Origin of the sequence: Caulobacter hibisci (assembly GCF_016135805.1) — a bacterium.
Lineage (GTDB): Bacteria > Pseudomonadota > Alphaproteobacteria > Caulobacterales > Caulobacteraceae > Caulobacter > Caulobacter hibisci.
Genome location: NZ_JADWOX010000006.1, coordinates 1 through 19,615, shown reverse-complemented (window position 1 = coordinate 19,615; position 19,615 = coordinate 1). Strand labels below are relative to the sequence as shown.

Genomic DNA, 19,615 nt, shown 5'->3' with positions numbered 1-19,615 from the left:
GCCCGAAGCGCTCGGCGCCCCAGAACCGAACCCCTAAGGCGTTCGGCACGACGGGAATTTAAGACGGGCCGATGCCTCGTCAAGCACCCGCAAGCACATTTTTTCGAAGCCAGGCATCCTTGCGGCCAAGAGCGGTGTTCATCGGCGCGAACACCACGCTGGACTTGGGTCGCGTGTCCGAATCGCTTCGCCTATCCATCGGACCGATGATCGATGACTGTATCACCGGCGCGCATCGGATCTGGAAGAGACGGGCGCTCGCCGAGACGGCCGGTTCCGATGTCTCGCGGGGGTCATCGGCGATTTGACGCAATCTGCATCCTGCCTGCACGATGATCGTGCTTCCTGTGGCCCGGACATCTGGAGGTATGATGATGACCCGTTCAGCCATGTCGGATCGCCTATGGGCGTTGGCCCGTCCCCTTGCCTGGACCCTCGTCGCCGTCGCCTTGACCGCGCCGGCCATCGCGATGCGGTTGACGCCTGAGGTCCATTGGACCGCTCTGGACTTCGCAGCGGCCGCGATCCTGCTCATAGGCGGCGGCCTGGCCTGTGAAGTTTTCGCCTGGCGCGTCCGCAGTCGCGCGGCGCGCATCGCGTTTTCCTTAGGAGTGGTGGCGGTCGTCGGCCTGATATGGGGCGCGGCGATCAACTGAAGGGGTATGACAGAGCCTGTCTGTCGAAACCGCGGCCAACATCGGGCGTGGCCGGCGCGGCGCCGCTTTTTGCCGGATGCGCCTCGCCGGCTGGCCAATCGGCGCCAGCAAGACGATCCGACGCCGCGCTCCACGGATCGCTTTGCCTGCCCGGCTCGTTCCCTAGGCCCTGGGGTCGCCATGGCCCGCGCAGCCGCCGAAGCCGATGACGATCAGGGCCGTTCACACGCAATTCAACACCGAGATCGCCCGGCTCAACGCGATGATCGGCGGACCTGCCGACCATGCGCGGTTCCTGTTCGACGATCTGGCGGCCGAGGCCGGTTTTGTGTCGACGCGCTATCGGGTGCCATTCTGCATGGCGCTGCGTTCCGCCTTGACGGCGTTTCAGATCGACTACGCCCAGTCGGCTGACACGGCCCTGGCGCACACCGCCGCGTGCGCTCGGCTCGAAGTCATCGCCCTGCTCGCCGGTCGATCCTAGGCGCCCCCATGGCCAAGCCCAGCGCCGCCAGCCTCAAGAGGGTCACCGCCCAAAACCTGCGAGGCCTGGGCGCGGATCGCCTCGCCGAAATCCTTGTCGAAGTCGCCGACACCCGCGTCGATCTGAAGCGTCGCCTGCGCATGGAGTTGGCTGCGGGCTTGGGACCCGCCCACCTGGTTCCGGAAATCGACAAGCGCCTCGCGGCGCTGGAAACCAGCCGCGGCCAAGTCGCCTGGCGCCAGAAGCCGGCCTTCCTGCGCGATCTCGACGCGCTGCGTGGTCTGGTCGCCCACCGCCTGGCCGCGGAGGCGCCCGACACGGCCTTGGAACGGATGTGGCGGTTTCTGGCGACGCACGCCCAGACCAGCGCCCGCCTGCGCGATCACGATGAGGCCTTCGAGGCGATCTATCGTCGCGCGGCGGGCGATCTTGGGTCGTTGCTGACCGCCCATGACCCGCATCTGGCCGCCCAAGCCCTGATCGACGCCGCCGCCGCAGCGCCGCTGTCCTGGGCCAAATGGACGTCGGCGGTCTTCGCCGACGGGATGAATAAGACCGCCGCCATTGCCCTGGCCGTGGCTCAGGCGCGCGCCCAGCACGCTCCAGGCTGGATCCAGGTCGTTCGGCACCTGGCTGACGCGGCCGCCGACGTCGAGGCCTACGGGGCCACCTACGGCCAAGCGGCCTTGGAGACGCCGGCGGTGGCTGTCGAGATCGCCCGCCGCTGGCTGGCCGCGGGCCACATCGAACCCGCCGGTCACGCCCTGCGCCGCGCCGCACCCATGCCGAAGGGATCGTCTGGCCGCCTGGCCGCGCCGGATTTCGACTGGGAAAGCGCCTGGATCGATTATCTGGAGGCTTCGGGCCAGACCGCCGCCGCCCAGGCGGTGCGCTGGGCGTCCTTCCAGCGTACGCTCGATCTGGCTCGCGCCAGGGCGTTCGTGGGCGGCCTGGACGGCTTTGACGACGTCGAGGCCGAAGAACAGGTCCTCAGTTACGCAGCCGCCCACCGGGACGTCCAACGCGGTCTGGCGGTCCTGATGGACTGGCCAGCCTACGCCGAGGCCAGCCGCATGATCCTCGAGCGCGACGAGGACGCCAAGATCGACCCGGACCTGGCCGAAGCGTGGGCGGCCAAGCTGCGCCGACGGTTCGAAGGCGCCGCCCATCGCCTGCTGCGGCGGGGCGCGGCGACGGCGCTCAAGCGCCGGGACTTCGAGGCCTCCCGACGCCTGACGGAGGAAGCGGACGCCATCGCGATCTGAGGAGAAGCCCGTGCCCGGCTTGGCCGTCAGCGGGACGCGCAGAGGGGCAAGCCGTCGCCAGGACGGCCGCCGTCGCCCAGGACGAAGACCGGCGCCCCGTCAATCGCCAGGACCATGATCGCCAGGGCGGCCCATCGCCTGCGCCGGCCCCGGGCTCGGCGGCCGAACTGCACTCAGTGCGCGCCGCGCTGCAGGAACGCCCGGACCGCTTCGGCGCCGTTGCCGACCTTGCCGACCGCCTCTTCGAGTTGCTGGCGCGTGACGCCCAGGGCCTTGGTCCAATAGGCGACTTCATAGTCTTCGCCCAAGCTGATGCGTGAGGCGTCCTGGGGGCCGGGCCGGGTCTTGTCGTCAGACATGGAAACTCCTGTTGCTGTCGAGCCAAGCGGCGCAGGCGCGGTTCGGTTCCACTTCATGCGCGCCAGGGGCGATCGCGGCCAGTTCCAGACCTTGGCGCCGTCCGGCGCAGGCTTGACCTCTCCCGCGGACTTGATGTCGTCCTCGTAGGATCGCAATCAGCGGCGACGCAAGATCGGCCCGCAGACGATCGTCCTTTCCCTACCGGCCACGCGTGTTGTTGCGCAGAAGCCGGCCCACGACCATCAGGATCAAGCCGCCGAGGCACAGCAGTATCCCATCGCGGATGGGATCGCCGGAAAGGGGCACGAGGCGGCCAAAGACAGCCAGGCCCGCGAGCCCGGTCGCCATTCCCATCACGTAGAAGGCGACGCCAAGCCGGAACAATGGCTCCGGCCGCTTGCTCTCATGAGCGGGGTCGGGCGGCGGCGCGGCATGGGGTGCGTCCGCGCGACGCCATGGCGGCCCGGATGGCGTGTCTGGGGATGCTGGGTGCTGCTCGGTCATGGCCAGCGCGTGGATAAGCTTGAAACTGGATCCCTGCGCCCCTCAGTCCGCCAGACCCGGTCGCCAGTCCGCGAGATCTTGGTCCGCCGCCATGAGCACCGTGGGAAACGAGCACAAACGGACAGCGCCGTTCGCAAAATGACTGCCGGCGACCGGCGCGGCTTCGACGACAGGCACGCAACGTTCACCCCGACCCGACCGCATGGGGATGAGGACGACCGCCCTTGGATCGAAGCCCTGCAAAAGGTCAACGAGTTCTTCGACCGTCATGTCTCTCCTGCACATCTCTGCGCGGCGGACGCGGCTTGGGCGCGGGCAAGCGCGCGTCGAGAGGGCGCGCGCGCCGTGGCTTTGGGCTTGTCGGGCGCGCCGACGCCGTAGCCGGCAAAGCTGCGCGGCTCGCCCTCAGGCGCCGGCTTGGCGGCGACATCGTTGGCGGGACGGGTCGCCGAACGCGACGACAACCTGCGAAACAGCGCCGCATATTCGGCCGCCGAGACCCGCCAGGAACTGTCGGAGGCCATGGCGTTGAGTTGCACCCGCCGCCAGCTCGCCGGATCCCGGTAGAGGGCGCAGGTGCGCCGGATGGCGTCCTCCAGCATGTCCTGGGTGGGCGGCGCGAACTGAACGCCCGTCGCCGCAGAGCGCGCGATTCCGGCGGTGTTGGCGTCGATGATGGTGTCCGACAGGCCCCCGGTGCGCGAGACGACCGGCACCGCGCCGTAGCGCATGGCGCAAAGCTGAGTGAGGCCGCACGGCTCGAAGCGCGACGGCGCCAGGATCGCATCGGCTCCGGCTTGAAGCAGGTGCGCGAGATCTTCCCGGTAACCGAGGAAGCGGCCCATGGCGCCGGGATAGCGCTCGGCCGCCTCGGCGAAGGCGGCCTCGTAGCGCGGCTCGCCCTGGCCACAGACGATCAGTTGGGCCCCTTCGGCGAACAGCACCGGCAGGGCGCCCAGCAGAAGGTCGACGCCCTTCTGGTCGGTCAGACGGCTGGCGATCCCAAACAGCGGCGCCTCCGGATCGGGCCGCAGTCCGAACCTGGCCTGCAGCGCCAGCTTGTTGATCGCGCGCTGCTCGATCGTGGCGGCCGTGTAGCGGGCGCTGATAGCCGGATCGGTTTCAGGGTTCCAGACCTCGTCGTCGATGCCGTTGAGGATGCCGATCAAGCGCTTGGCGCGCGACTTCAGCAGCCCTCCCAGGCCCATGCCGCCGTCGTCCCCGATGATCTCGGCGGCGTAGCTGGGCGACACGGTCGTGACCTGGTCGGCGAACTGGATGCCGGCCTTGAGGAAGCCGATGTCGCCCCAGTATTCCACGCCGTCGATCGCCAGGGCTTCCGGCGGCAGGCCCAGCGTGTCCAGCAGTTGGGCCGGGAAGATGCCTTGGAAGGCTAGGTTGTGGATCGACAGCACGACCGGGGGCGCCTTGAGGCGTCGGTCCTTGCGCCGCGCATAGTGCAGATAGGCCGGCGTCAGCCCCGCGTGCCAGTCGTGCGCCTGGATGACGCCGGGCCTGTAGTCGGCCAGCAGGCCCAACCCCAGATCGGCGGCGACCTTGGCCAGGGCGGCGAAGCGTGGGCCGTTGTCGACCCACTCCACGCCTGGCGCCTGGAGATAGGGATTGCCAGGGCGGTCATAGAGATGAGGGGCGTCGATCACCAACAGATCCAGCGCCCCCGCCCGGCCCCTGAGCAGGCGCGCGGGGCCGCCCATCAGGCTGGCGAAGCGATGAACCGGTTCCGATGGCTCCAGCGCGGCCATCACCGCCGGATAGCCGGGAACCAGGGTCGTGACGTGGACGCCCTCCCGCGCCAGCGCCAGCGGCAGGGCGCCGGTGACGTCGGCGAGACCACCGGTCTTGATCAGCGGAAAGATTTCGGAGGCGACGGAGAGGACTTCGAGGCCGCTCATCGCCGTGCGCCGTCGCCGGCAGGCGGCGAGAAATGTTCGCTACCGCACACAAAACCTCGACACGCCCCGACCGTCATCGCCTCGAACTCCTTGGAGATGTGCGGAAAACCGCGTGCGCGGCCAAGAGTTCCGATGATTATTTTTTCTTCGCCACGGCACAGATCGAACGCCTGCCCGTTGTGCACCTGCAGCAAACCGGAGGCGGCGGGTGGGGTTCGACGATACGGGGTCTTGGGCGTCCGACCCGTTCGGATTCCTCGGGCGTCACGGGGAGATGGTGCGCACCTACCAGCCCGGCGCCGCGGCCGTGGAGGTGATCGGCCGCAAGACCCGACGTCGCGTGGCGACGCTCCGCGAGATCGCCCCCGGCCTCTTCGAAGGCGTGGTCAAGAGTGGTTCGGCCCACGACCTGCGCATCCTGTGGCCCGATGGCCCGCAGGAGACCGAGGACGTCTATGGCTTCGGACCCGTTCTGTCCGACGAAGACCTCGCCAAGATCATCGGCGGCGAGCCCCTGCGCCTGGCCGAGCGCCTGGGCGCGGTTCCACGACAACTCGAGGGAGTCCAGGGCGTGGCCTTCAGCGTCTGGGCTCCGAACGCGCGCCGCGTGAGTCTGGTCGGAGACTTCAACAGCTGGCGCGGCGACCGCCATCCCATGCGCCTGCGCCATGACGCGGGCGTCTGGGAAATCTTCGTGCCGCGCCTGGAACCGGGCGCGCGCTACAAGTTCGAGATCCACGGCGCCGACGGCGTGGTGCGGCGAAAGGCCGATCCGATGGCCCGAGCCAGCGAGGCCCCGCCGGCTACGGCCTCCGTCGTCGCGCCACTGCTCGACCACGCCTGGAACGACGACGCCTGGATGGCCGCACGCGCCCAGCGTCATCACCCCGGCGCGCCCATCAGCATCTATGAGGTGCACGCCGGATCGTGGAAGCGCCCCTGGGACGGGCGGGCCTTCCACGATTGGGACGCCCTGGCCGACCACCTGATCCCCTATGTGACGGGGCTGGGCTTCACCCATCTGCAGCTGATGCCGATCATGGAGCATCCGTTCGGCGGCTCCTGGGGCTACCAGCCGCTAGGCCAGTTCGCCCCCACCGCGCGCTACGGCGCTCCCGAGGCCCTGGCCCGGTTCGTCGACCGCTGCCACCAGGCGGGCCTGGGCGTGATCCTCGACTGGGTGCCGGCCCACTTCCCCAACGACGGCCACGGGCTGGAGCGCTTCGACGGCACGGCCCTCTACGAGCATGCCGATCCGCGCGAGGGCTTCCACCCCGACTGGAACACCCTGATCTACAATCTGGGTCGCCAGGAGGTTTCTACCTTCCTGATCGCCTCGGCCCTGCACTGGCTCGATCGGTTCCACATCGACGGCCTGCGCGTCGATGCGGTGGCCTCGATGCTCTATCGCGACTACAGCCGCAAGGCGGGCGAATGGACGCCCAACATCCACGGCGGTCGCGAGAACCTGGAGTCGATCGCCTTCCTGCGCCGGCTGAATGGCGAAGTCGCCCAGCGCTTTCCGTCGGCCATCACCATCGCCGAGGAATCGACGGCATGGCCGGGCGTGACCGCTGCGGTCGGCGAGGGCGGCCTGGGCTTCTCCTACAAGTGGAACATGGGGTGGATGAACGACACCCTGCGCTACATCGAGCGCGATCCCGTCCATCGCGGCTGGCATGGCGGCGACATCGGCTTTGGCCTGAGCTACGCCTTTTCCGAACGCTTCATCCTGCCGCTCAGCCACGACGAGGTCGTGCACGGCAAGGGGTCGCTGATCTCCAAGATGCCGGGCGACCGCTGGCGCCAGTTCGCCAACCTGCGCGCCCTGCTGGCGCTGATGTGGGCCCATCCAGGAAAGAAGCTGCTGTTCATGGGCGGCGAGATCGGCCAGTGGCGCGAGTGGAACCACGACAAGGAACTGGACTGGGCGCTGGCGGAGGACGCCGACCACGGCGGCCTGCAGCGCCTGGTCGGCGACCTCAACCGCGTCTACCGCGCCGAGGGCGCCCTGCACCATACCGACGCGGACGCGCGCGGCTTTTCCTGGATCGCCGAGAACCACGACCAGGACGGCGTGTTCCTGTTCGAGCGCCGCTCGTTCCACGGCGGCGCGCCGATCATCGTCGCGGTCAACATGACGCCCGAGCCTCGCCACGGCCGATCGGTTCCGGTTCCGCTCTCCGGACGCTGGGCCGAAATCCTCAACACCGACGCGGCGCTCTACGGCGGCGGCGACCTGGGCAACCAGGGCGGGGTGACGAGCTCTTCGCGTGGCGGCGCCGAAACGATCGAACTGACCCTGCCGCCGCTGGCCGCGGTCTTCCTCCGCCACGAAGGATCCCAAGCTTGACCACGCTTCCCGAACGTCTTGACGCCGGTTCCCCCTACCCGCTCGGCGCGACCTTTGACGGCCTGGGCGTCAATTTCGCGGTGTTCTCGGCCAATGCCGAGCGCATCGATCTTTGCCTGTTCGACCCCTCCGGCCGCAAGGAGCTGGCCCGCTTTCCCCTGCCCGAATGCACCGACGAGGTCTGGCACGGCTACCTGCCCCACGCTCGCCCTGGCCAGCTCTACGGCTTCCGCGCCTACGGCGCCTACGCCCCCGAACAGGGCCATCGGTTCAATCCCAACAAGCTGTTGCTGGACCCCTATGCGCGGCGTCTGGCCGGCTCCCTGAAATGGACCGACGCCCTTCACGGCTACCATGTCGGCTCGCCGCGCGGCGATCTGTCCTTCGATCGCCGTGACAGCGCCCCGGCCATGCCCAAGTCCGTCGTCACGGCCGACGCCTTCGACTGGGACGGCGACCGTCGCCCCAACACGCCCTGGTCCGAGACGGTGATCTACGAGGCCCACGTCAAGGGGCTGACGGCGCTGCTCGAAGAGGTCAGCCCACCCGAGCGCGGCACGTTCGCGGCGCTGTCGCACCCCAAGGTCATCGACCATCTGCGCCGCCTGGGCGTCACGGCCCTGGAGCTGATGCCGGTGCACGCCTTCACCCAGGACCGCTTCCTTCAGGAAAAGGGCCTTTCCAATTACTGGGGCTACAACACCCTGGCGTTCTTCGCGCCCGAAGCCCGCTATCTGGCCAGCGGCAGCGCCGACGAGTTTCGCCTGGCGGTGCGGCGGCTGCACGCCAGCGGCATCGAGGTGATCCTCGACGTGGTCTATAACCACACCGCCGAAGGCAGCGAGATGGGCCCCACCCTGTCGCTTCGCGGCCTCGACAACGCCACCTACTACCGGCTGCTGGCCGACAATCGACGCCACTGCATCAACGACACCGGCACCGGCAACAGCCTGAATATGGCCTCGGCCCGGGTGATCCAGATGGTCGCCGACAGCCTGCGGTATTGGGCCCAGTCCTTCCGGATCGACGGCTTCCGCTTCGATCTGGGCGTGACCCTGGGCCGCGAGGGCGACGATGGCTTCTCGCCGGGCGCGGCGTTTTTCGACGTGCTGCGGCAGGACCCGGTGCTGGGCCGGCTGAAGCTGATCTCCGAGCCCTGGGACATCGGGCCGGGCGGCTACCAGCTGGGCCAGCATCCGCCGAGCTTCGCCGAATGGAACGACAAGTTTCGTGACACCAGCCGCCGCTTCTGGCGCGGCGACGCCGGCCAGCGTCCGGATTTGGCCGCCCGCCTGTCGGGCTCGGGCGATCTCTTCGACCGTCGCGCCCGCCGCCCCTGGGCCAGCGTCAACATGCTGACCGCCCACGACGGCATGACCCTCAACGACGTGGTCAGCTATGACGGCCGCCACAACGAGGCCAATGGCGAGAACGGCCAGGACGGCCACAGCGAGAACTATTCGCGAAACTGGGGCGCGGAGGGACCGACCGAGGATGCTTCCATCCAGGCGACGCGCGACCGCGTGCGCCGCTCGATGCTGACCACCCTCATGACCTCGCTGGGCACGCCGATGCTGCTGGGCGGCGACGAGTTCGGCCGCACCCAGGACGGCAACAACAACGCCTACTGCCAGGACAACGCGATCAGTTGGTTCGACTGGACGGCCGCCGCAAGCCCTGAAGCCCAGGCGCTGACCGCGTTCACCGCCCGCCTGATCGCCCTGCGCAAGGCCCACCCCCTGCTGCGGGCGGGCGCCTTCCTTTACGGACAGGACGAGGTCGCGCCGGGCGTGCTGGACATCGAATGGTTCGACGAGCGCGGCCTGCGCCTGTCGCCCGAGGATTGGCAGAACCCTGAGGGCCGCGCGCTGCTCATGCGCCGCGCGCGCCGGCTCCCCGGCGGCGAGCTGGAGCTCGTCGCCCTGGCGCTGAACGGCGCGGCCGAACCCCTGACCTTCATCCTCCCGGGCGAGGGGCTGGTGTTCGAGCGGCTGATCGACAGCGCCGAGCCTGACGCGACGCCCGGCCCGGTGGGCGAGACCCTGCAGGCGCCCGGCGGGGCCGCGGTCGTCCTGCGCGCCGTGGGGGTCGTGGCGTGAGCATGGCGTTCGGCCCGCTGTGGCTGGCCGATGGCCAGGTGCGGTTCCGGCTCTGGGCGCCGGGCTGCGCGCAGATCGGTCTTGAGCTGAACGACGCGCCGGCCGAGCCGATGACCCCGGCCGGCGAAGGATGGTTCAGCCTCGACGCCGCCGCCGCGCCCGGCGCGCGCTATCGCTTCCGCGTGAGCGAGGACCTGGCCGTGCCCGACCCGGCCGCCCGCGCGCAGGCCAGCGATGTCCATGGGTGGAGCGTGCTGGTCGCCCCCGACAGCTATCGCTGGCGCCACGACGACTGGCCGGGTCGGTCATGGTCCGAAACGGTGCTTTACGAAGCCCATGCCGGATTGCTGGGCGGCTTCTCCGGTGTGGCCGAACGTCTGCCTCAGTTGGCGCAACTGGGCGTCACGGCGCTGCAGCTGATGCCGATCAACGCCGTCTCGGGGGGCCGAAACTGGGGCTATGATGGGGTGCTTCCCTACGTCCCGAACCCTGCCTATGGATCGTCGGACGAGCTGAAGGCGCTGATCGACCGCGCCCACGGCCTGCGCATGATGGTGCTGCTCGACGTGGTCTATAATCACTTCGGGCCCGACGGAAACTATCTGCCGGCCTACGCGCCGGAATTCTTCGACGCCCAGACCAAGACGCCCTGGGGCGAGGCCATCGCCTTTCACCGCCCGCCCGTGGCCAGGTTCTTCATCGACAACGCCCTCTACTGGCTGACCGAATTCCGTTTTGACGGCCTGCGCTTCGACGCTGTCCACGCGATCGGCGACAACGGCTTCCTGGACGCGATGGCCGCCGAGATCCGCGCGGCCACGCCTGGCCGCCAGATCCACCTTGTCCTGGAGAACGAGAACAACGACGCCGAGCGCTTGGCCGGCCTCTTCGACGCTCAATGGAACGACGACTTCCACAACGTCGTGCACGTGCTGCTGACCGGCGAGACGGGCGCGTACTACCAGGATTTCGCCCAAGCCCCGGCCGAGCGCCTGGCCCGCTGCCTGGCCGAGGGCTTCATCTATCAGGGCGAGGGCTCGCCCAACCACGACGGCAGACCTCGCGGCCGACCCAGCGGCCACTTGCCCCCGACGGCCTTCGTCTCCTTCCTGCAGAACCACGACCAGGTCGGCAACCGCGCCCTGGGCGAGCGGCTGACCACGCTGGTCGCGCCCGAGCGCCTGCGCGCGGCCATGGGCCTGCTGCTGCTCGCGCCACAGATCCCGATGCTGTTCATGGGCGAGGAGGACGGCTCGACCAGCCCGTTCCTGTTCTTCACCGACTTTCATGACACGCTTGCCGACGCCGTGCGCGAAGGCCGGCGCCGCGAGTTCGCCAAGTTTCCCGCCTTCGCCGATCCCCGGGCCCGCGAGGCCATCCCCGATCCGAACGCCCTGACCACCTTCGACGCCTCGCGCCCCGCGCCGGGGCAAAACGCCGACGCCTGGCGCGAGCTCGTCGGCCATCTGCTGCGGCTAAGGCGTGAACATCTCGCGGCCTATCTCGATGCAGCCGTCAGCCTGGGCGCGACCGCCGTCGGCCCAAAGGCGGTGCTCGCGCGCTGGCGCCTCGAGGCCAAGACCTACACTCTGGCGATCAATCTCGGCGAGGACGCGGTCGTGCTGCCCCAGGCCCCGGAAGGGCCGCCGCTCGCGGTTGTCGGTCGAGAGCCGGCCGAGGGCCGGCTGGCGCCGGCGTCCTTCGCCGCCTGGCTAGAGGACGGCGCATGAGCCAGGATCGGCTTGCTGCCCTGGCGCAAGAGGCTGGGATCATCATCGACTGGGTCGATTTCGACGGCCAGGCCCGCCAGGTCGGCGACGAGACGATCCGGGCGGTCCTCACCGCCCTGGGGTATGATCCCCAAGCGCCGAGCGCGGGGACCGCCGCCGTCGCGCGCGCCCCGGCGGACTTTCTGGTGTCGCAGGCCGGCGCGTCGATCACCGTGCGCAGCCGCGACAGGCATGGCGCGGTCTTGTTCGAGGATGGTCGCCGCCTGGACGTCGCCACGGCCGACGGGACGCTGGCGTTCAGCATCGAGGAACCCGGCTATCACACATTGGAGCTCGACGACCGCCGCATCACCGTGGCGGTCTGTCCGCCCCGCGGCCTGACGCCGCGCGACCGCCTGGGCCGCCGCGCCTGGGGCCTGGGTCTTCAGCTCTACGCCTCGCGCGAAGGCGGCGATTTTGGCGACTTCACCGGGCTGGCGGCCGTGGCCAGGGCCGCCGGAGCGGTCGGCGCCGACGCCCTGGCGATCAGCCCGACCCACGCGCTTTTTCCCAGCGCGCCGGGCCGCTGCAGTCCCTACTCACCGTCGAGCCGCGACCACCTGAACCTGCTGTTCGCCGATCCTGGCGGCGCCGCGCCGCTCGAACCCGCCGGGCCCGACCTGATCGACTGGCCTGTCGCCGCGGCCGCCAGATTGGCCCGCCTCGCCGGCGCCTACCAGGCGTTTGCGGGCGATCCGCGCCTGGACGACTTCATCGCCGCTGGCGGCGTCGAGTTGCGACGCCACGCCCTGTTTGAAGCCCTAGACGAGCACTTCGCGCCGACGTTGGGCCCCGGCGCCTGGCGACGCTGGCCCGCCCCGTTCCGCGACCCCGCCGGCGCCGAGGCCGCCGCCGACGCCCTCGGCCTCAGCGAACGGGTCGGCTTCTTCCTGTTCGCCCAGTGGCTGGCCGATCTTGGCCTCGAACGCGCCCAGGCCGAGGCCAAGGCCGCCGGCATGGGTCTGGGCCTGATTTCCGACCTGGCCGTGGGGCTGGACCCCGGCGGCTCCCATGCCTGGCGCCGTCCCCAGGACCTGATGAACGGCCTGACGCTCGGCGCGCCGCCCGACGCCTTCCAGGCGGCCGGCCAGGGCTGGGGCATCACCAGCTTCTCGCCGGGGGCGCTGCGGGGGTCCGGCTACGCGCCGTTTCTGGCCACCATCCGCGCGGCGCTGCGTCATGCCGGCGGCCTGCGCATCGATCACGCCCTGGGCCTGGGCCGGTTGTGGGTGGTGCCCGACGGCGCCCCCGCCGACCACGGGGCCTATCTACGCTACCCCCTCGACGACCTGTTGAACCTGATCGCGCTGGAATCGCGCCGCGCCGGGGCCGTGATCATCGGCGAGGACCTGGGCGTCGTGCCCGAAGGCCTGCGCGCCAGCCTGGCCGAACGCGGCCTGCTGGGCATGCGCGTCCTGCCGTTCGAGCGCACGGCGAGCGGCGCGTTCAAGCCGCCGTCGGACTGGGATCCCTTGGCCGTGGCCATGACCAGCACCCACGACCTGTCGCCCACGGCCGGCTGGTGGCGCGGGCGCGACATCGCTTGGCGCGAGCGGCTGGACGCTCCGGGAGACCGCGCCGCCGAACAGGCCGACCGCGCCGAGGATCGCCAAGCCTTCTGGGAAACGGCCGTGGAAGCCGGCGTCGCCGACGGCCCCGCGCCGGACATCGAGACGCCAGACGCCGCCGTCGATGCGGCCCTGGCCTGGGTCGCTCAGACGCCGTGCGAACTGGCCCTGATCCCGATCGAGGACCTGCTGGGCCTGGACGAGGCGCCCAACCTGCCCGGCGTGGTCGAGGTGCACCCCAATTGGCGGCGGCGCCTCCCCGCTGCGGCGCAAGCCCTGTTGTCGCAACCGATCGTCGCCGGGCGCCTGGCGCGGCTGAACGCTCAGAGACCCCGATGATCCCCACCGCCACCTACCGCGTCCAGTTCCACGCCGGCTTCACCTTCGCTGACGCAGCCGCCCTGGCGCCCTATTGGGCCAAGCTGGGGATCAGTCATCTCTACGCCTCGCCGATCGCCACGGCGCGACGCGGATCGACCCATGGCTACGACGTGGTCGATCCGGCGACGATCAACCCCGCCTTGGGCGGCGAGCCGGGCTTCCGCGCCCTGGTCTCGGCGCTGCGCGCGCAGGGCCTTGGCCTGGTGCTCGACATCGTCCCCAACCACGTAGCCGTCGGCGGCGACGACAACGCCTGGTGGCTGGACGTGCTGGAAAAGGGCCAGGAAAGTCCCTTCGCGCGCTATTTCGACATCGACTGGAGCCCGAGCGATCCCGAACTGGCGGGCAAGATCCTGGCCCCGTTCCTCGGCAAGCCCTATGGCGAGGCGCTCGCGGCAGGCGATCTGCGGCTGGACGTCGAGTCCGAGCGAGGCCGTCTTTCCGTGCTCGCCCACGAGGCTCACCGCTTCCCGCTGCGATCCGAAGACTACGCGCAGGTCCTCGCCGCCGTCGGCGCCGCCCGGGTGGAGGATGTCGCCGGGCAAGACCTGGCCCAGGCCTATGACCCCGCCGGCCTGCACGAATTGCTCGAGCGCCAGCACTATCGCCTGGCCTGGTGGCGCACGGCCGGGGACGCCATCAACTGGCGGCGGTTCTTCGACATCACCGAGCTGGCCGGCCTGCGGATCGAAGACCCGGCGGTGTTCGACGCCGTCCACGCTCTGCCTCTGCGGCTCTATCAAGACGGCCTGATCGACGGCCTGCGGGTCGACCACGTCGACGGCTTGGCCGATCCGCCCGCCTATTGCCGACGGCTGCGGCAGGCGCTCAAGGCCGCCGACCCGCAACGCACGCCCTGGCTGGTCATCGAGAAGATTCTCGGCGCGGGCGAGGCCTTGTCGCGCGATTGGGGCGTGGACGGCACGACCGGCTATGAGGTCATGAACGAGATCTCGGCCTTGCAGCACGATCCCGCCGGCGCCGCGCCCCTGGCCCGGCTCTGGACGAGCATCAGCGGCCGTCCGGCCGAGTTCGAGGTCGAAGAGCACGCGGCGCGACGCGAGATCCTGACGCGCGACTTCGCGGGCCAACTGGACGCCGCGGCGACGGCGTTCCATCGGCTGGCGGTCCGCGACCTGGCCACGCGCGACGTGACGTTGCCGGCCTTGCGGCGGGCCCTGACGGCGCTGATCGTCGCGTTCGGGGTCTATCGCACCTATGCCGCCGACACCGGGCTGGCTCCGGAAGCGGCGCTGGCCAAGGCCAAGGCCGCCGAGCCGGCGTCCGGCGCCGCGCTCGACCAGATCGGCCGCTGGCTGTCCGGCCAAGGTGAAGCTCCCGCCGACTTGCGGGCCGAAGCGATCCGGCGGTTCGAGCAACTCAGCGCGCCGGTGGCGGCCAAGGCCGTGGAGGATACGGCGTTCTATCGCTACGGCCGCCTGCTCTCGCGCAACGACGTCGGCTTCGATCCGGGGCGGTTCTCAACCTCGCCGGCGGCGTTCGCGGACCTCGCGGCCGCGCGCGGGAAGGCCTTCCCCAACAGCCTGCTGGCCACCGCCACCCACGATCACAAGCGCGGCGAGGACGTGCGCGCGCGCCTGGCCGTGCTCAGCGAAATCCCCGACCGCTGGGCCGAGCAAGCCCGGGCCTGGCTCGACGATGTTCCGTTGGCCGGCGTCGATCCCGGCGATGCGCACAAGCTCCATCAGATGATCGTCGGCGCCTGGCCCCTGGATCTCGACGCCGATGACGCCGCGGGTCTGGCCGCCTTCGCCGACCGCCTGGCCGACTGGCAACGCAAGGCCCTGCGCGAGGCCAAGCTTCGCACCTCGTGGACGCTGCCCGACGAGGCTTACGAGACCGCCTGCGAGACCTATCTGCGAGGGCTGCTGACCGGCCAAGACGCGCGCTTCAGGACGTCCTGCGCCGACTTTGTCGACGCCATCGCCCCGGCCGGCGTGGCCAACAGCTTGGTTCAGACCGGCCTGAAGCTGACCCTGCCCGGCGTGCCCGATCTCTTCCAGGGCGCGGAGTTCTGGGATTTCAGCCTGGTCGATCCAGACAATCGCCGTCCGGTGGACTACGCGGCGCGGCAGCAAGCCCTGGAGGCGGGATCGCCGCCCTCGAACTGGCGCGCCGGAGCGCGCAAGCAGGCTTTGATCGCGCGACTGCTGGGGGCGCGTCGCGCGCGACCTGACCTTTTCGAGGCCCCGGTGAGCGTGGTGAGCCTGCAGGGGAGCCAGGCCGGCAGGGTGCTGGCGTTCGAGCGGATCGGCCGGACCGGCCGGCTTTTGGTTGTGGCGGCGCTGCGCGGCGCCTCGGCATGCATGAAGAGCGCCGCCCCCACCATCGAGTCGTCCTGGTGGGCCGACACCGCGATGCCCGACGGCCGCCGCCTGGGCGAGGTCACCGCGGGAGAGCCGTTCTGGTGGTCGGCCGACTGAGACGCTCCGCCGCGGGCGAGTGCGGTTGACACAAAGCCCGTTCCCCGGCGCCATGGCCAGGCTTCTGGGGAGGGGCGCTATGGGCAAACTTGCCATCGACTACGAGGAAAAGCTGTTTCTGGCGATCGCCGCCTTGCGCGGCGCCGGCTATGCGCCCGAGCGACTGGTTCTGGATCGGCCAAGCCGGCTGGGACCCAGCAGCATCGACTGGGCCCCGGCCAAGACGGGCGGCGCGCCGCGGGCGCTCGACCTCGACATCGAGTTCCAGGGCGACGACGCCCCGTCGATCGCGGTTTCCAAGGACGGTCGGGCCTTTCGTGCGCCCGTAGGCTTAAGGCCCCTCGCGCGCTGGCTGGCCTCCGCGGCCGGGGAGCGCGAACCCCTGGCGCTCGTTCCCGCCTATACGGTCGCTCGCCTCCGCGTCGTCAGCTGACCCTGGCGCGACGCGCGAGCCGCCTCTCTTGCGCCCGATCACGTCTCCGGGGCGTTGATCAGTCATGCGCGCCCACCACACCGGCCTCGCTTTGCTCTTGCTGCTGGCCGCCTGCGCCTCGCCCATGCAGATCCTGACCCGCGACCGGATGCGCGGCGACGCCGACGGCGTGACGGTGATGGCCATGGCCCCAGGCGACGCCCTGCCGCTGGCGGTCGCCCACTGCGCCAGGTTCAAGAAGGCCGCCAGCTTCGCGCGCCGTCAGGGCGGCGATGCGGTCTTCCGCTGCAGCGCCTCGTAGCCATGGCGAGCGCTTATCCGGTCACCCCCGACGGGCGCTATTTTGTCGTGCGCGGGCGGCTATGGCGGACCTCCGATCCGCGCCTCTCGGACGCCGCCCGCCAAGATCTGGTCACCGCGTTGATGGCCGGCCGCCGGGCCGTTCGCGAGGCCCTGAAGGGCAAAGACGCAGAGGCCCTCAAGTCCGCCCGGGCCCGCGTCGACGCGGCCAAGATCGCCTTGGGCGAGCGCGGCCCCGTCTGGTGGGACGACGGCGCGCGGGATCTCAATCGCCACATGGCCTGCAATACGCCTTACGCGGACTGGTTCGCCAACCTTGGTCAGGCGTAGTTCTCGTTCCGTTCCAGACATGCTAGACGGAAGTCGTCATGACCGCCCCGCGCAAGATCATCCACATCGACATGGACGCCTTCTATGCGTCGGTCGAGCAGCGCGATAACCCCCATCTGAAGGGCAAGCCCGTGGCGGTCGGACACGGCGCGCGGCGCGGCGTGGTGGCGGCGGCCAGCTATGAGGCCCGGCAGTTTGGCGTGCGCTCGGCCATGCCCTCGACCACGGCGCTGCGCCAATGCCCGCAGTTGATTTTCGTGCCGCCCCGGTTTGAGGTCTACAAGGCCGTGTCGCGCCAGATCCACGCGATCTTCGCCGACTATACCGACCTGATCGAACCGCTATCGCTCGATGAGGCCTATCTCGACGTCACCGAGAACCGGCGCAACATCGCCACGGCCACCGACACCGCCCGCGAGATCCGCGCCCGCATCCTGCAAACCACGGGCCTGACCGCTTCGGCGGGCGTGTCCTACAACAAGTTCCTGGCCAAACTCGCCTCGGATCAAAGGAAGCCCAATGGCCAGTTCGTGGTGGCGCCGGGCAAGGGCGAGGCCTTCGTCCAGACCCTGCCGATCGGCCGGTTCTACGGCGTGGGCCAGGTCACCGAGACCAAGATGAAGCGCCTGGGTATTCACACCGGCGAAGACCTGCATCGCCAGAGCCTCGTCTTCCTGCAGCAGCACTTCGGCAAATCGGGCCCCTGGTACTACGCAATCGCCCGGGGTGAGGATCACCGGCGGGTCAATCCCGACCGCGTGCGCAAGTCCTCGGGCTCGGAGACCACCTTCGACAGCGACCTGACCGATCCCCTGGCCATCGAGGCGGAGGTCCAGACCCTGACCGACAAGGTCTGGGCCTGGTGCGAGAAGACCGGCGCACGGGCCCGCACCGTGACGGTCAAGATCAAATGGACCGACTTCCAGCAGGCCACCCGCAGCCGCTCGTTGCCTGCGCCTATCACCGACGCACAGACCCTCGCCAGCGCCAGCTTGGGGCTGATCCGCTCGGTCTTCCCGCCACGACTGGGCGTCCGCCTCGTCGGGGTGACCCTGTCCAATTTCGAGCAGGCGGTGTCTCTGAAGGCCGAGCAGATGGGCCTGTCGCTGGACGACCTGTCCGTCACATGCCCCGTCGCCAAGACGCCCTGCCCCGCTTAAGGTTGCTTCATGTCCCCCAGACGCCGTCCCACCGCCCAACTGCTGACGCCCGCCGGCTGGGTGAGCCTGGCGCTGGCCGTGGGCTTGGCCGGCGCTGGCGTCCTGACGGTCATCGCCGTGCTGCGCGCGCCATAGGGATGGTTGCGGCCCAGCGCGCCAGGGCGCATCAGCGGCCTGTCTTCTTAACGGATTCGCCACGCCTCGCGTCTTGCCAGCACGCGCCTTCGCCGCGGGTTTTGTCTCGCTGCTGCTGGTCCCGACCTCGGCCCTGGCCTGGGGCCGGACCGGTCACGCCGTGGTCGCCGACATCGCGCGCGGCTATCTGACGCCCAAGGCCGCCGCCGTCGACGCCATCCTGGCCAGCGACGCCGATCCCCTGACCACGCAGGACCTGGCCGCGCGGGCCTCGTGGGCCGACGCCTGGCGCGCGCAGCGCAAGGACACCGCCAGCTGGCATTTCGTGAACAACCCGATTTGATCATCAGGACCTCGCCGGGGCCTGTCACGGTTTTCCCGATCCGCACGGACGGGCCAGACAGGGACCGGCGGAAGACTGCGTGGTCGGCAAGCTGGAGGCCTTCGAGAGCGAGCTGGCCGACCCGGCCACGGATCCGGCCGAACGGCTGATCGCCTTCAAGCTCGTGCTGCATCTGGTCGGCGACCTGCATCAGCCGCTGCACGCGACAATCCCGACAAGGGCGGTAACTGCGTGCCCCTGGCCCTGGGCGGACCGCGCACGGTGAACCTGCACAGCTATTGGGACAGCGTCGTGGTCGACACCCTGGGTCCGGACGCGGCGACCGGCAAAGCCGCGCTTAGCGGCGCGCAAAAGCCCGCCACTCTGAACCCAAAGCGCCCCGCCGACGGTCAAACTCCGCTACGGAGCGTTATCTGCGCGTCCGCCCGCGGCGCGGCGTTCGAGAATATCAATGAGCAGGCGCTTCAGGCGAGATTGGTCCTCCAAAGAGATATGCTCAAAGAGCGAAACCTCGTTGGCGTGCGCATGCGCGGCAAGCGCCGGCACCAAAGCGCGCCCGTGAGCCGTGAGCACCAGGCGCTGCCGTCGCCCGTGATCTTCGTCCTCTTCGCGCGCCACCAGGTTCTTCGCCGTGAGGCGATCGGCTAGTTTGGTGATCGCGCTAACCGACAACCCCAGACGTTTGGCCAGCCGGGTGGGGCTAAGGAACGCGACGTCGTAGAGTTCGCGCAGGACTGACCATTCGGCGGTCGTTACGCCCTCGGCCTGCAAGCGTTGGCCCAAGGCATGAGAGGCATAGTTGGAAACCGAGCGCAGCCAATACTCAAGATGGTCGCCTAACGGCGACAGAGGTAGGTCGATGGACATCTTCGGACTCCGGCGCTCCAAGCCGGCAACGCAACTTTCCTTAGCAACAAAAACCTCGCGCGGGAAGATTACGTGGTCTGAAACGACAAATGGCCCCCGGAATGCGGGGGCCATTTGCAGAATTTGGGTGCGGGGACAGGATTTGAACCTGTGACCTTCAGGTTATGAGCCTGACGAGCTACCGGGCCGCTCCACCCCGCGGCAGAGGTATGTATCGTAGGTAGGGTTCTGGACTTTGGACTTTGCTTGAG

The 19,615-nt window shown here is 69.6% G+C and carries 21 protein-coding genes and 1 tRNA gene; 15 read left to right on the top strand and 7 right to left on the bottom strand.

Annotated elements, in window-relative coordinates; translation table 11 throughout:
- Positions 1-79: 79 nt before the first annotated feature.
- Positions 80-391 (bottom strand): hypothetical protein, encoded by a 312-nt coding sequence (locus I4Q42_RS10345; protein ID WP_198575998.1) that lies wholly within the window; start codon positions 389-391, stop codon positions 80-82.
- On the opposite strand from I4Q42_RS10345, the gene I4Q42_RS10340 reads away from it, so the two are divergent.
- The 3 genes from I4Q42_RS10340 (at position 375) to I4Q42_RS10330 (ending at position 2,405) form a co-directional block, all read left to right on the top strand.
- Positions 375-656: a hypothetical protein gene (locus tag I4Q42_RS10340; protein WP_198575997.1), complete on the top strand. Its 282-nt coding sequence runs from the start codon at positions 375-377 to the stop codon at positions 654-656. The genes I4Q42_RS10345 and I4Q42_RS10340 overlap by 17 nt on opposite strands.
- Before the next feature lie 205 nt (positions 657-861).
- Positions 862-1,140 (top strand): hypothetical protein, encoded by a 279-nt coding sequence (locus I4Q42_RS10335; RefSeq protein WP_198575996.1) that lies wholly within the window; start codon positions 862-864, stop codon positions 1,138-1,140.
- A gap of 8 nt (positions 1,141-1,148) precedes the next feature.
- Positions 1,149-2,405: a DUF6880 family protein gene (locus I4Q42_RS10330; RefSeq protein WP_198575995.1), complete on the top strand. Its 1,257-nt coding sequence runs from the start codon at positions 1,149-1,151 to the stop codon at positions 2,403-2,405.
- Positions 2,406-2,578: 173 nt separating this feature from the next.
- On the opposite strand, the gene I4Q42_RS10325 is transcribed toward I4Q42_RS10330, so the two are convergent.
- The 4 genes from I4Q42_RS10325 to glgA form a co-directional block, all read right to left on the bottom strand.
- Complete coding sequence (locus I4Q42_RS10325) at positions 2,579-2,764, bottom strand: DUF3606 domain-containing protein (protein WP_198575994.1); 186 nt, start codon at positions 2,762-2,764, stop codon at positions 2,579-2,581.
- A 199-nt stretch (positions 2,765-2,963) separates the two neighbouring features.
- On the bottom strand, positions 2,964-3,269 hold the full coding sequence (locus I4Q42_RS10320) for a hypothetical protein (RefSeq protein WP_198575993.1): 306 nt from the start codon (positions 3,267-3,269) through the stop codon (positions 2,964-2,966).
- Between the two features lie 42 nt (positions 3,270-3,311).
- A complete protein-coding gene (locus tag I4Q42_RS10315; protein WP_198575992.1) occupies positions 3,312-3,539 on the bottom strand; it encodes a hypothetical protein in 228 nt (75 codons plus the stop codon).
- Entirely contained in the window at positions 3,536-5,182 is a 1,647-nt protein-coding gene (glgA, locus tag I4Q42_RS10310; RefSeq protein WP_198575991.1) for a glycogen synthase GlgA, read from the bottom strand. Before glgA ends, I4Q42_RS10315 begins: the two co-directional genes overlap by 4 nt.
- Positions 5,183-5,390: 208 nt before the next feature.
- Between glgA and glgB the strand changes: the two genes are divergently transcribed.
- The 12 genes from glgB to I4Q42_RS26355 all read left to right on the top strand — a co-directional run bounded on the left by glgB (position 5,391) and on the right by I4Q42_RS26355 (position 18,762).
- The gene (glgB, locus tag I4Q42_RS10305; protein WP_408611066.1) at positions 5,391-7,535 is read left to right on the top strand and encodes a 1,4-alpha-glucan branching protein GlgB; all 2,145 of its coding nucleotides are present in this window, start codon (positions 5,391-5,393) and stop codon (positions 7,533-7,535) included.
- Positions 7,532-9,634 carry a glycogen debranching protein GlgX gene (gene glgX / locus I4Q42_RS10300; RefSeq protein WP_198575989.1) on the top strand — a complete coding sequence of 701 codons (2,103 nt, stop codon included), beginning with the start codon at positions 7,532-7,534 and terminating at the stop codon, positions 9,632-9,634. Before glgB ends, glgX begins: the two co-directional genes overlap by 4 nt.
- A 2-nt stretch (positions 9,635-9,636) precedes the next feature.
- Entirely contained in the window at positions 9,637-11,364 is a 1,728-nt protein-coding gene (gene treZ / locus I4Q42_RS10295) for a malto-oligosyltrehalose trehalohydrolase (RefSeq protein ID WP_232793049.1), read from the top strand.
- Positions 11,361-13,310, top strand: a complete 1,950-nt coding sequence (locus tag I4Q42_RS10290; protein ID WP_198575987.1) for a 4-alpha-glucanotransferase — start codon at positions 11,361-11,363, stop codon at positions 13,308-13,310. The genes treZ and I4Q42_RS10290 overlap by 4 nt, the downstream gene beginning before the upstream one ends.
- Entirely contained in the window at positions 13,307-15,796 is a 2,490-nt protein-coding gene (treY, locus tag I4Q42_RS10285; RefSeq protein ID WP_198575986.1) for a malto-oligosyltrehalose synthase, read from the top strand. The genes I4Q42_RS10290 and treY overlap by 4 nt, the downstream gene beginning before the upstream one ends.
- A gap of 79 nt (positions 15,797-15,875) precedes the next feature.
- Positions 15,876-16,229, top strand: coding sequence for a hypothetical protein (locus I4Q42_RS10280; RefSeq protein WP_198575985.1), 354 nt, complete (start codon positions 15,876-15,878; stop codon positions 16,227-16,229).
- 64 nt (positions 16,230-16,293) lie between these two features.
- A complete protein-coding gene (locus I4Q42_RS10275; RefSeq protein WP_198575984.1) occupies positions 16,294-16,530 on the top strand; it encodes a hypothetical protein in 237 nt (78 codons plus the stop codon).
- Positions 16,531-16,532: 2 nt separating this feature from the next.
- Positions 16,533-16,859, top strand: a complete 327-nt coding sequence (locus I4Q42_RS10270) for a hypothetical protein (RefSeq protein WP_198575983.1) — start codon at positions 16,533-16,535, stop codon at positions 16,857-16,859.
- Between the two features lie 38 nt (positions 16,860-16,897).
- The gene (gene dinB / locus I4Q42_RS10265; protein WP_198575982.1) at positions 16,898-18,019 is read left to right on the top strand and encodes a DNA polymerase IV; all 1,122 of its coding nucleotides are present in this window, start codon (positions 16,898-16,900) and stop codon (positions 18,017-18,019) included.
- 9 nt (positions 18,020-18,028) lie between these two features.
- Positions 18,029-18,154, top strand: coding sequence for a hypothetical protein (locus I4Q42_RS26365; RefSeq protein ID WP_269816479.1), 126 nt, complete (start codon positions 18,029-18,031; stop codon positions 18,152-18,154).
- 73 nt (positions 18,155-18,227) lie between these two features.
- A complete protein-coding gene (locus I4Q42_RS26360; protein WP_198575981.1) occupies positions 18,228-18,497 on the top strand; it encodes a S1/P1 nuclease in 270 nt (89 codons plus the stop codon).
- A gap of 79 nt (positions 18,498-18,576) precedes the next feature.
- Positions 18,577-18,762, top strand: a complete 186-nt coding sequence (locus I4Q42_RS26355) for a S1/P1 nuclease (RefSeq protein ID WP_198575980.1) — start codon at positions 18,577-18,579, stop codon at positions 18,760-18,762.
- A 134-nt stretch (positions 18,763-18,896) separates the two neighbouring features.
- Here I4Q42_RS26355 and I4Q42_RS10250 read toward each other — a convergent pair whose 3' ends face one another.
- Together I4Q42_RS10250 and I4Q42_RS10245 are read right to left on the bottom strand one after the other, a co-directional pair.
- Complete coding sequence (locus I4Q42_RS10250; protein ID WP_198575979.1) at positions 18,897-19,364, bottom strand: MarR family winged helix-turn-helix transcriptional regulator; 468 nt, start codon at positions 19,362-19,364, stop codon at positions 18,897-18,899.
- Positions 19,365-19,488: 124 nt separating this feature from the next.
- Positions 19,489-19,565, bottom strand: a tRNA-Met gene (locus I4Q42_RS10245).
- Positions 19,566-19,615: the final 50 nt, after the last annotated feature.